General features: G+C 64.1%; 9 protein-coding genes. 5 read left to right on the top strand and 4 right to left on the bottom strand.

What is annotated here, in order from left to right:
• The 3 genes from ABIE52_RS07745 to ypfJ all read right to left on the bottom strand — a co-directional run bounded on the left by ABIE52_RS07745 (nucleotide 1) and on the right by ypfJ (nucleotide 2,347).
• Nucleotides 1–717 carry an SRPBCC family protein gene (locus tag ABIE52_RS07745; protein WP_192712446.1) on the bottom strand — a complete coding sequence of 239 codons (717 nt, stop codon included), beginning with the start codon at nucleotides 715–717 and terminating at the stop codon, nucleotides 1–3.
• Nucleotides 718–719: 2 nt separating this feature from the next.
• A complete protein-coding gene (locus ABIE52_RS07740) occupies nucleotides 720–1,349 on the bottom strand; it encodes an ArsR/SmtB family transcription factor (RefSeq protein ID WP_007728048.1) in 630 nt (209 codons plus the stop codon).
• A gap of 74 nt (nucleotides 1,350–1,423) precedes the next feature.
• On the bottom strand, nucleotides 1,424–2,347 hold the full coding sequence (gene ypfJ / locus ABIE52_RS07735; protein WP_003945028.1) for a KPN_02809 family neutral zinc metallopeptidase: 924 nt from the start codon (nucleotides 2,345–2,347) through the stop codon (nucleotides 1,424–1,426).
• 163 nt (nucleotides 2,348–2,510) lie between these two features.
• Between ypfJ and aspS the strand changes: the two genes are divergently transcribed.
• The 3 genes from aspS to ABIE52_RS07720 all read left to right on the top strand — a co-directional run bounded on the left by aspS (nucleotide 2,511) and on the right by ABIE52_RS07720 (nucleotide 6,676).
• Entirely contained in the window at nucleotides 2,511–4,319 is a 1,809-nt protein-coding gene (gene aspS / locus ABIE52_RS07730) for an aspartate--tRNA ligase (protein ID WP_192712445.1), read from the top strand.
• Between the two features lie 18 nt (nucleotides 4,320–4,337).
• Nucleotides 4,338–5,303, top strand: a complete 966-nt coding sequence (locus tag ABIE52_RS07725) for a DUF389 domain-containing protein (RefSeq protein ID WP_007728045.1) — start codon at nucleotides 4,338–4,340, stop codon at nucleotides 5,301–5,303.
• 191 nt (nucleotides 5,304–5,494) lie between these two features.
• On the top strand, nucleotides 5,495–6,676 hold the full coding sequence (locus ABIE52_RS07720) for a protein kinase family protein (RefSeq protein ID WP_042448767.1): 1,182 nt from the start codon (nucleotides 5,495–5,497) through the stop codon (nucleotides 6,674–6,676).
• 71 nt (nucleotides 6,677–6,747) lie between these two features.
• Here ABIE52_RS07720 and ABIE52_RS07715 read toward each other — a convergent pair whose 3' ends face one another.
• A complete protein-coding gene (locus tag ABIE52_RS07715; RefSeq protein ID WP_003944973.1) occupies nucleotides 6,748–7,128 on the bottom strand; it encodes a nuclear transport factor 2 family protein in 381 nt (126 codons plus the stop codon).
• Nucleotides 7,129–7,251: 123 nt separating this feature from the next.
• Between ABIE52_RS07715 and ABIE52_RS07710 the strand changes: the two genes are divergently transcribed.
• Entirely contained in the window at nucleotides 7,252–8,664 is a 1,413-nt protein-coding gene (locus ABIE52_RS07710; protein WP_003944982.1) for a replication-associated recombination protein A, read from the top strand.
• Between the two features lie 77 nt (nucleotides 8,665–8,741).
• Nucleotides 8,742–11,414: an alanine--tRNA ligase gene (gene alaS, locus ABIE52_RS07705; protein ID WP_064688265.1), complete on the top strand. Its 2,673-nt coding sequence runs from the start codon at nucleotides 8,742–8,744 to the stop codon at nucleotides 11,412–11,414.
• Nucleotides 11,415–11,416 lie beyond the last annotated feature (2 nt).

Below are 11,416 nucleotides of genomic sequence, written 5' to 3'. Positions count from 1 at the left end.
TCAGGCGAACACGCCGTCGAGCCAGCCCTGCCACGCTGCCGTTGCTGATCCACCGTCAGCGCCCTCTGCGAAGAGGTGATGGGCCGCGTCGACGTTGCCGCCGAAAGCATTTCGGCCGTAGAACCGCAGCAATGCGTCCTCGGTGCGCAAGCCGATGAACCAGTCGTTGATGTAGTCGACAATCGCGTCGACGGTTCCGATTCCGGGGACTTCCACCGACGCGGAGTCACCGACACCGGCGCCCGAGGTGATTCCGAGGGCGCTGCGAAGCGTTCCCATCGCTTGCGGCGCGGACGAGGATTCCGGGCCTTCGGCCGAGACATAGGTGACGGGTTTTCCGGCGAAGTACCGCACGTATTGGCCGAGACTGTGCAGGTAGAAGTCCGTGTGCTTGCTCGCGCCGTCGTACTGGTTGTCCCAGTCCTCGGCAAACACTCCGGCGTGGACGTAGCGGACAACGGCGGTGCTCTCGTCGCGGGCCTCGACGACGTATTCGAGGTTGTTGAACCAGCCGTCGGGGCCTTGCATGTGGATGGCGAGTTCGCGGGGTGGCTCCCACGTGGCGATGATCGGGCTGTCCGGGCGGCTGCCGTCGGCGGGGATCTCGAGAGGGGAGGGGAACATCCAGCCGGCCGTTTCGGCCGAGATGGCGGCCCAGATCTGCTCGGGGGTTCCTGGGACGACCACCTCGCGGCGGATTTCGAATTTCTCGGACATTGCTACTTCTCCGTTTCGGGCGCGTCGATCGCTTGGGTTGTGATGGTTTGGGGTGTGGTGAGGCTGGGATGCAGGGCGACAACGAGGCGGTGTTTGCGTCCGCCTTCGGAATTGCCGTCGTGATACTTGGCGACGAGTGAGTTGATCGACTCGCCGAGTTCGCCGGCGAAGGCGGCACGGTCGGCCGCCGTGGCAAAGGTGATGTCGCTGTCGATGGCAAAGGACGCCAACGGTTTTCCGGCCGCAGTTGCGCCGGCGATCAGTTCGCCGACCTCTCGGACGATCCGCGCTGCGAGGCTGACGAGCCAGCGCGCCGAGAGTTGATCCGGGAACCGGCCCGGGTCCGGCGCGAGCGCCGACATTGCAGCGGGGGAGATGACGTACGACGCGGCACTGGCCTGCATGATTCGCTCGGTCATGTTGCCTCGCTTGCGTTCCTCGACGAGCTCGACAAGTCCGTGGTCTTCGAGAGTGCGCAGGTGGTAGTTCACCTTCTGGCGTGTCAGCCCGATCCGGGGCGCCAGCGAGGATGCCGATCCCGGCACCGCCAATTCGGCCAGAATCCGTTGCCGAATCGGATCGAGCGACGCCTCGGCAGCTCCGGGGCGATCGATGACTGCTACGTCCAACATGAGAAAACCATCCCACCGACAACTAAATCTGTCAAGACAGAAAAAATTGTCGGTGGGATGGTTTCGGAGATTCGCTATCGCTTGAGGTCGGGCGGGTTGTTCAGATCCCGCGCCGAGTACGTGTCACACGACGAAATCTGGCCGGTCTGGTATCCGGTCATGAACCACGCCTGACGCTGTGCGGAGGAGCCGTGTGTCCAACCTTCAGGGTTGACCCGACCGGTCGTGGACTTTTGGATACGGTCGTCGCCCACCGACGAGGCGGCGGACAACGCGTCGCGAATGTCGTCTTTTGACAAGGGCTTCAGGAACGGTTGACCGGTCGCCTGATCGGGAATCGTGTCCGCAAAATGTGCCCAGACGCCTGCGTAGCAATCGGCCTGGAGTTCGGTGCGAACCGCACCCGACTGCTCGCCCTGCGGGTCGGCCTGCGCGCGGCCGATGTCGCCGAGCTGATTCTGGATGTGATGTCCGAACTCGTGCGCGACCACGTACTCCTGTGCGAGCGGTCCGGCGCTGGAACCGAAACGGTCGACGAGTAGTTGGAAGAAACTCGTGTCGAAGTACGCAGTCTGGTCGGCCGGGCAGTAGAACGGACCGACGTCACTAGACGCCTGGCCGCAACCGGTGTTGACCGAACCGCTGAACAGAATGACTTCGGGTCGCACGTACGCCGTGCCGGTCTGCTTGACCAACTGCTGTTCCCAAACGTCGTCGAGGCTTCCGACGGTCAGTGTGACGCGGCAGTTCACATCGGCGTTTGCCTGAGCACCGGTGCACTCGTCGACCGACGACAGTCCGGTCGACGAACTCGAAGTCTCGGTAGACGTACCCAGGAGTGAGCCGGGGTCACCGCCGAACAACAGCGCCAGGATCAGAACGATAATGCCGCCCGCGCCACCGCCGATCGCGATTTTGCCGCCGCGGCCACCGCCACCCCCGCCGCCTTGAACCTGAACGCGTCCCGCTTCGCCGCGGGCCCCCTCGTTGAAGGTCATCTATGTCCGCTTTCTGCTGTCGTGAACAAGTGCTTGCCGTCACTTCTGGAGATAGCTTCGCATGCGATGCGGGTCCGCGTTTCCTCTCTGTGCAGTTCGCTCCGTAGGATCGCAGGCAAAGTAGTCGGTCGTCGGTTATTGGAAGTAGTTCGAAAGGAATCCCGTGCTGCGCACACATCTCGCCGGTTCATTGCGACCCGAGCAGGCAGAGCAGACCGTAACGCTCACCGGTTGGGTAGCCAGGCGTCGTGATCACGGCGGAGTGATCTTCATCGATCTCCGTGATGCATCCGGAGTTTCGCAGGTAGTTTTCCGGGCAGGTGACGTGGCCGAGCAGGCGCACCGTCTGCGCGCGGAATACTGCGTTCGCGTGACCGGAACGGTCGAGGTTCGCCCCGAGGGCAACCAGAACTTCGAGATCCCCACCGGAGCAATCGAGGTCAACGCCACTGAACTCGAGGTTCTCAACGAAAGCGCACCGCTGCCGTTCCAGCTCGACGATCAGGTCGGCGAAGAAGCGCGCCTCAAGTACCGCTACCTCGACCTGCGTCGTGAAGGCCCCGGCTCCGCAATTCGCTTGCGCTCCAAGGTAAGTGCTGCAGCGCGCGGCGTTCTCGCGCATCACGAGTTCGTCGAGGTCGAGACTCCGACGCTCACGCGCTCGACGCCCGAGGGTGCCCGTGACTTCCTGGTGCCGTCGCGCCTTCAGCCCGGTAGCTTCTACGCACTGCCGCAGAGCCCGCAGCTGTTCAAGCAGCTACTCATGGTCGGCGGCATCGAGCGCTACTACCAGATCGCGCGTTGCTACCGCGACGAGGATTTCCGCGCCGATCGTCAGCCCGAGTTCACTCAGCTCGACATCGAGATGGCTTTCGTCAACCAGGACGACATCATCCTGCTTGCCGAGGAAATTCTCACGGCGCTCTGGAAGCTCGTCGGCCACGAGATCAAGACGCCGATCGACCGCATGACCTACACCGAGGCAATGCGTCGTTACGGCAGCGACAAGCCGGACCTGCGTTTCGGTATCGAACTCGTTGAGTGCGCGGAGTTCTTCAAGGACACGACCTTCCGCGTCTTCCAAGCCGAATACGTTGGCGCCGTCGTGATGCCCGGTGGTGCAAGCCAGCCGCGCAAGCAGCTCGATGCCTGGCAGGAGTGGGCGAAGCAGCGCGGCTCCAAGGGCCTGGCGTACGTGTTGGTCGGTGAAGACGGCACTCTCGGTGGTCCCGTTGCCAAGAACCTGACCGACGCCGAGCGCGAGGGCCTGGCGGCTCACGTCGGAGCCCAGCCGGGTGACTGCATCTTCTTCGGAGCGGGCGCGACGAAGTCGACGCGCGCTCTCCTCGGCGCTGCCCGTGGTGAGATCGCCCGCAAGAAGGACCTCATCGATCCTGACGCGTGGGCGTTCGTGTGGATCGTCGACGCTCCGATGTTCGAGCCGACCGCCGACGCCACTGCGTCCGGTGACGTCGCTCTCGGCCACTCCGCGTGGACCGCCGTGCACCACGCGTTCACGTCGCCGAAGCCGGAGTTCTTCGACACGTTCGACACCGATCCGGATTCCGCTCTCGCCTACGCCTACGACATCGTCTGCAACGGCAACGAGATCGGCGGCGGCAGTATTCGTATCCACCGCAAGGACATTCAGGAACGAGTGTTCAAGGTGATGGGTATCTCCGAGGAAGAGGCGCAGGAGCAGTTCGGCTTCCTCCTCGACGCCTTCGCCTTCGGTGCGCCGCCGCACGGCGGAATCGCATTCGGCTGGGACCGCATCACCGCGCTCCTCGCCGGCATGGATTCCATCCGTGAGGTCATCGCGTTCCCGAAATCCGGCGGCGGCGTCGACCCGCTGACGGATGCTCCGGCACCGATCTCGGCTCAGCAGCGCAAGGAATCGGGTATCGACGCGAAGCCCGAGAAGAAGTCAGAGGACAAGAAGTCCGAAGGCGACACCGGCGAAGCCAAGTAGAGCCGACACCGGATCGCCATGCTGCATTTGCGGGTGATCTGCCCGACCGAGCGCACCGAGCAAGTTCTCGGTGCGCTCGCGTCGCAGCGGGGCGCGACACACATCGTCGTGATGCGCGATGTCGCGGTTCATCCTGCCGGCGACATGGTGGAGGCCGACGTCGCACGTGAGGCGGCAAACGACGTCGTCGATGCCTTGAACGAACTCGGCGTCGCCGAGGACGGCGGAATGACGCTCGTACCGGTCGAGACGGTGTTGTCGGCGGCGGCGCGCAAAGCCGAGCGTGACGTGCCTGGTGATCCCGCGGATTCCGTCGTGTGGGAGGAATTGCTGTCCCGCACTCGCGAAGAGTCGACTCTCAACGGATTGTTCGTCGCGTTCCTGACCATTGCGTGCCTGCTGGCCGCGATCGGCGTCGTCACCGACTCTCAGATCACGATCGTCGGCGCCATGGTCGTCGGTCCGGAGTTCGGTCCGCTGGCTGCTTTGGCAGTCGCACTCGTACGGCGAGATCGACGGTTGCGTCGACGTTCGATTCTCGCGCTTGCCGTCGGATTCCCCATCGCGATGGGCGTGACGCTTGCCGCAACATTCGTGGTGAAGTTCTTCGGATGGATGGACGTCGTCAGTCTCGAGTCACTCCACGAGGTCGATTTCGTATACAAGGTCGGGCCCATTTCGTTTGTCGTCGCGCTTCTTGCCGGTGCGGCTGGGATGCTGGCACTCGTCTCGTCGAAGTCCGCTGCCTTGGTCGGGGTGTTCATCTCTGTCACCACGGTTCCTGCCGCCGGTTTCGCGGTGGTTGCGGCAGCAAACGGAGAATGGCGGATCGCCGGGTTGTCGTCTCTGCAACTGGCTGTCAACCTGCTTGGGATCGTCACTGCCTGCGTGCTTGTTCTCTGGCTCAGAACCCGGGCCGACGAGGAATTCGAAGCAGCGTTGAAAGGCATTTCTCGATTTGTCGACGAGGACAAAACTCCATGACGTCGCCGGTTCGGAGTTCTGCTCACCGACAGCAAAATTCTCGAGAGAACTGTGTGCCGGTGTGGCGATTGGGGACTTTTGTCATCACCGCAGGTAGTCGGCAATTTCTGTTGCTGTGAGGCCTTGAATTCTCCGCTGCGAGCGGACGAGCTGGGCATGATCGGAGTCACTAACGGGTAAGTTGGTCGGTGATGACCGCATTACTGGCAGACCCCGTTTCCGAAGTCGTCGCAGCTGCTGAGCAGTTGCTGACACGCCGCACAGGGGCACCCGTAACCCTGGTGGATCCCGTAGATCTCGGGGGGAGTGGCCGCACCGTCGTGCTGCGCGTTCGTGTCGCCGAGAACCCGTTCTCCCTGCCCCGAACTTTGGTGATCAAGCAGGTCCGCGACAACTTCCAGGGAGCTACCAAAACAGCGATTGCGCTCCCGGCCGCGTCCGAAGGTGACTTCGACGTCGAGACCGCATTCCTTCGTGAAGCGGTGTCGTATCAGTTCGCCAACGCGCTTGCCAAGGACGCACGCCCCGGCGCCGAACTGTTGGCGTCCGACCTCGATGCTCGCCTCCTGATCCTGAGTGATCTCGGCGACGCCACCGCAATCAGCGTCCGACTCGAAGACTCCGACCCGGACACCGTCACTTACACGTTGATGGCCATGGCTCAGGCAATGGGACGCATGCACGCCGCGACCGTCGGCCGGGAGGACGACTTCACCGCGCTTCTGCGTCGTGCCGAGGTTGCGCATTGTTCCGACGAAGTGGCGGATCAGGTGGGACGTGCCGTGGCCGGTGTTCCCGCGATGCTGGTGGAAAGTCTCGGCATCGATGTGAGTTCGGACATTCTCGAGCAGGTTCAGCACGCGCAGACACTGTTCAGCGGTGGTCGGTTCCGTGCCTTCAGTCCGTCGGACCTGTGCCCCGACAACATCATCGTCAACGACGACGGCGTGCAGTTCCTCGACTACGAGTGGGGTGGCTACCGCGATGCCCTCCTCGACATCACCTACGCGTTGGTGTCTTTCCCCGGTTGCCTGTGCAACATCGACCTGACTGAAGAGCGGGCGTCGGCGATGGTCGATGCCTGGCGGGCCGAGGTAGTGGGGATGTGGCCCGCCCTGGCCGACGAGGCCGAATTGGGGCGCAGGATCGTCGAGGCCCAACTCATCTGGGTCTGGCTCAGTACCTATCTGTACCTGCCCGAGGATCATTCGCGTATCGCCGCCGTCCGCGAACATTATCTCTCGATTCCACGCGCCGACGCACTGGTCGGACGCTGGGCCAGGCTCGCACGCTCGGCTCAGCTCGCCGGCAACGACGCCGTCGAGGCACACGCCCGCGACGTCGTGGCGGCGCTGCGGACCGAGTTCAGCTGAGGCCCTGACCGATCACACACAGAAGGGCGCCCGTGCACGAAGCACGAGCGCCCATTCTCGGTCGAGTCCGCTCAGTTGTCGGAGACCAGATCGTTCTCGGACAGGTCCGTCGCCGCGAGCGCCGTCGCCAGATCGGGATGCCGGAACGTCGACGTCACCTGGTCGGCCACGACTCGGAAAGCAGAGGCCAGGGTCGCGGACTTGTCCGGTTCGGCCGCCCACGTTGCGGTCTGTTCGACGACGACCACGCCGTGGTGGACGTACATCTTTCCGGGGACGAGCGTGATGCCGGCGTTGGTGGCCCACTCGCGCAGGGCAGCGAGTCCCTGGCTCGCGCCCTTGGGGCCGCCTACCTCGATGTCGTCACTCGACAACTGCAGCAGAGTGTCGACGTCTTGGGAGTTGAGTGCATCGTGCCACGCGAGGACGGTGGCGATCTCGGAGGTGCTCATGGCGACAACGCTATCCAATGCGGATTCACGACTGGGTGAGGGCTGGCGGAACAGCGGATTGTGTCGGGCGTCGGTGGTCTCTAGTAGCGTCGATTCGTGAGCGATTGGCAAGCGGAAGACAGTGTGGGGGCGAAAGACGGCGTGGTGGCGGAAGACGGCCTGTTCGAGGCAACTCCGGAGGAATCCGCGATCGTCGACGAACCAGATGTCGTGTCTGTAGCCGAGCGCGCCCTGTCCTCGGTGCCGCCCGGAGCTCCTCTGGCTGTCCGCATGCGTCCGCTCACTCTTGGTGAAGTTGTCGGTCAACAGCACTTACTCGGGCCCGGCGCGCCACTCCGCAGAATGGTCGAGGGGTCCGGCGCCGCATCGGTACTTCTGTACGGACCTCCCGGCACCGGCAAGACCACGCTCGCATCGTTGATCTCGGGTGCTACCGGCCGCCGGTTCGAGGCTCTGTCGGCTCTGTCCGCCGGAGTCAAAGAAGTCCGCGGTGTCATCGAACTCGCGCGCCGCCGCCTGCTGAACGGCGAACAAACCGTCTTGTTCATCGACGAAGTTCATCGCTTCTCCAAGACCCAGCAGGACGCCTTGCTCGCCGCGGTCGAGAACCGCATCGTGCTCTTGGTCGGCGCGACCACCGAGAACCCGTCGTTCTCGGTCGTCTCCGCTCTGTTGTCGCGCTCGTTGGTCCTGCAACTGCAATCGCTCACCGCTGCGGATGTCCAGGAACTGCTCGAGCGCGCTGTCGCCGACGAACGCGGGTTCGGCGGAGCGATCACGATCGACGACGACGCGATGGAACACCTCGTTCGTCTGGCGGCCGGCGACGCCCGCCGAGCCCTGACGGCACTCGAGGCTGCCGCCGGGGCTGCACTGGACACCGCAGGTGACGCTTCGGGCCCGGTGGTGCTCGACCTCGCGACCGTCGAGGCAAGTGTCGACAAGGCCGCGGTTCGGTACGACCGTGCCGGAGATCAGCACTACGACGTCATCAGTGCATTCATCAAGAGCATTCGTGGATCAGACGTCGACGCCGCCCTGCACTACCTCGCACGGATGCTGACCGCGGGCGAAGACCCTCGCTTCATCGCACGGCGTCTGGTGGTTCACGCCAGCGAAGACATCGGCATGGCTGATCCGATGGCGCTGCAGACTGCCACCGCCGCGGCGCAGGCAGTGCAGCTGATCGGTATGCCGGAGGCTCGTCTGGCGCTGGCACAGGCCACCATTCATCTGGCGACGGCTCCCAAATCGGGTGCGGTCATCGCCGCACTCGGCGCGGCCATGGCCGACGTGGCCGCCGGAAAATCCGGACTGGTACCGCCGCACCTGCGTGACGGGCACTACAAGGGCGCCGAGCAATTGGGCAACGCAGTCGGATACAAGTACCCGCACGACACACGTGATGGTGTTCTGCGGCAACAGTATCCACCGGACGATCTGGTGGGTGTCGACTATTACCAGCCCACCGCGCACGGCAACGAGCGGGAGATCGCCGATCGGGTGAGCAAACTTCGCCGAATAGTTCGTGGCTGACGCCTGCCAGGTTCCACCGGCCGACGCGTTAGTCTGGACACCCATAGCTCGACGCTCTTGAAGGTAAGGACCGGTTAGTGCAAACCCACGAGATCCGCAGGCGATTCCTCGACCACTTCGTCAAGGCCGGCCACACCGAGGTGCCCAGCGCCTCGCTGATTCTCGACGACCCGAACCTTCTGTTCGTCAACGCGGGCATGGTTCCGTTCGTGCCGTTCTTCCTCGGGCAGCAGACGCCGTCCTACTCACGGGCGACGTCCGTGCAGAAGTGCGTCCGCACCCTGGACATCGAAGAGGTCGGCATCACCACCCGCCACAACACCTTCTTCCAGATGGCGGGCAACTTCTCCTTCGGTGACTACTTCAAGAAGGAAGCCATCTCCCACGCCTGGCAGTTGCTGACAGGTTCGGTCGAGGACGGCGGATACGGCATCGATCCCACGCGCCTGTGGGCCACCGTCTACCTCGACGACGACGAAGCATTCTCGATCTGGCGCGACGAGGTAGGAGTGCCCGAAGAGCGCATCCAGCGCCGCGGCATGAAGGACAACTACTGGTCCATGGGCATTCCCGGGCCGTGCGGCCCCTGCTCGGAGATCTTCTACGACCGCGGCGCCGAATACGGCGTCGAGGGTGGCCCCGAAGCCGACGAGGATCGCTACATCGAGATCTGGAACCTCGTGTTCATGCAGAACGAGCGCGGCGAGGGCACCAACAAGGGCGACTACCCGATCCTCGGACCGTTGCCGAAGAAGAACATCGACACCGGCATGGGCGTCGAGCGCGTTGCGTTCCTCCTGCAGGGCGTCGAAAACGTCTACGAGACAGATCTTCTCCGCCCCGTCATCGACAAGGCCGCCGAACTGACCGGCAGTGTCTACGGGACCGACCACACTTCAGACGTCCGTTTCCGCGTCATCGCCGACCACGCACGCACCGCAGCGATGTTGATCGCCGACGGTGTGAACCCCGGCAACTACGGCCGCGGCTACGTCCTGCGCCGGTTGCTGCGTCGCATCGTGCGTTCGGCCAAACTGCTCGGCAGCGAGCAGCCCACCATGCGCGAGTTCATGATCGTCGTCCGCGACACGATGGCGCCGTCGTACCCGGTTCTGGAAACCGACTTCACGCGCATCGAGAACGTTGCCGTCGGCGAGGAGACCGCGTTCCTCAAGACGCTGGCTTCGGGTTCTGCTCTGTTCGAGAATGCTGCCGAGACGGTCAAGTCGTCCGGAAAGTCGGTCATCGCCGGCGATCAGGCGTTTGCACTGCACGACACCTACGGCTTCCCGATCGACCTCACGCTCGAGATGGCGTCCGAGGCCGGTCTCACCGTGGACGAGGACGGCTTCCGCACGCTCATGGCCGAGCAGCGCAAGCGCGCCAAGGACGACGCTCAGGCTCGTAAGCACGCCCACGCCGACCTCACGGTCTACAAGGAACTGCTCGACCGAGGCGCCACCGAGTTCACCGGTTTCGACGAGCTCGTCTCCGAGGCTCACGTCCTCGCACTGATCGTCGACGGCGTCCGTGTCCCGGTAGCGAGGGCCGGTCAGGACGTCGAGGTCATCCTCGACCGAAGCCCGCTCTACGCAGAGTCCGGTGGACAGATCGCCGACATCGGTTCGCTCACCGCTCCGGGCCTCGAAGCCAAGGTCAACGACGTACAGAAGATCGCCAAGAAGGTCTGGACGCACAAGGTGACGGTGCAGAAGGGCGAGATCACCGAGGGCGACGTCGTACTCGCGCACGTCGACGCCGAGTGGCGCAAGGGCGCAACCCAGGGGCACTCCGGCACCCACATGGTGCACGCTGCGCTGCGTCAGGTGCTCGGCCCCAACGCGGTGCAGGCAGGCTCGCTCAACAAGCCGGGTTACCTCCGCTTCGACTTCTCGTGGCAGGGCGCGCTGTCCGACTCCCAGAAGCAGGACATCGAGGCACTCACCAACGAAGCCGTGGCGTCGAACTACGCGGTCAACACATTTGTCACGGATCTCGACAAGGCCAAGGCGATGGGTGCGATGGCACTCTTCGGTGAGAACTACGGCGACGAGGTTCGCGTCGTCGAAATCGGCGGCCCGTTCTCGATGGAACTGTGCGGTGGCACTCACGTCGGAAGCTCCGCACAGATCGGTCAGGTCACGCTGCTCGGTGAGCAGTCGGTCGGCTCCGGAATCCGACGCGTCGAGGCGTACGTCGGTTTGGACTCCTACCGCTACCTCGCCAAGGAACGCGCGCTCCTGGCCGGACTCTCCTCCTCGCTGAAGGTTCCTTCGGAAGAGGTGCCCGCCCGCGTCGAGGCGCTCGTCGAGCGACTCAAGGTGGCCGAGAAGGAACTCGAGCAGACAAAGGCCAAGGCTGTGCTGGCGTCGGCAGGCGAGTACGTCGCCAAGGCCAAGCGCATCGGCAGTGTCCTCGTCATCGCCGAGCCTGCTCCCGCCGGAGTCGGCGGAAACGACCTGCGCAGCCTCGTCACGGACATCAAGGGTCGCCTCGGCTCCGAACCTGCCGTCGTAGCTCTGCTCGGTGACGTCGACGGCAAGGTTCCGTTCGTGGTCGCCTCGAGCAAGGCAGCTCAAGGTCTCGGTGTGAAGGCCGGCGAGCTGGTCGCGTCGTTCGGTCCCAAGATCGGTGGCCGCGGCGGCGGAAAGCCCGACATGGCCCAGGGTTCGGGTTCGGACTCCGCAGGAATCCCGGCGGCGCTCGATGCGATCCGGGACAGAGTCGGAGAGCTGGCGGGCGGCAGCTGACG

It is taken from the genome of Rhodococcus sp. OAS809 (assembly GCF_040546695.1).
Lineage (GTDB): Bacteria > Actinomycetota > Actinomycetes > Mycobacteriales > Mycobacteriaceae > Rhodococcus_F > Rhodococcus_F qingshengii.
The sequence above is the reverse complement of the archived record's forward strand: the minus strand, read 5'-3'. Positions and strand labels throughout refer to the sequence as shown.

Excerpts from the sequence above, each read along its gene's own strand:
- ABIE52_RS07745 (WP_192712446.1), bottom strand. The coding sequence starts at position 717 with ATGTCCGAGAAATTCGAAATCCGCCGCGAGGTGGTCGTCCCAGGAACC.
- ABIE52_RS07740 (WP_007728048.1), bottom strand. The coding sequence starts at position 1,349 with ATGTTGGACGTAGCAGTCATCGATCGCCCCGGAGCTGCCGAGGCGTCG.
- ypfJ (WP_003945028.1), bottom strand. The coding sequence starts at position 2,347 with ATGACCTTCAACGAGGGGGCCCGCGGCGAAGCGGGACGCGTTCAGGTT.
- ABIE52_RS07725 (WP_007728045.1), top strand. The coding sequence starts at position 4,338 with ATGCTGCATTTGCGGGTGATCTGCCCGACCGAGCGCACCGAGCAAGTT.
- ABIE52_RS07720 (WP_042448767.1), top strand. The coding sequence starts at position 5,495 with ATGACCGCATTACTGGCAGACCCCGTTTCCGAAGTCGTCGCAGCTGCT.
- ABIE52_RS07715 (WP_003944973.1), bottom strand. The coding sequence starts at position 7,128 with ATGAGCACCTCCGAGATCGCCACCGTCCTCGCGTGGCACGATGCACTC.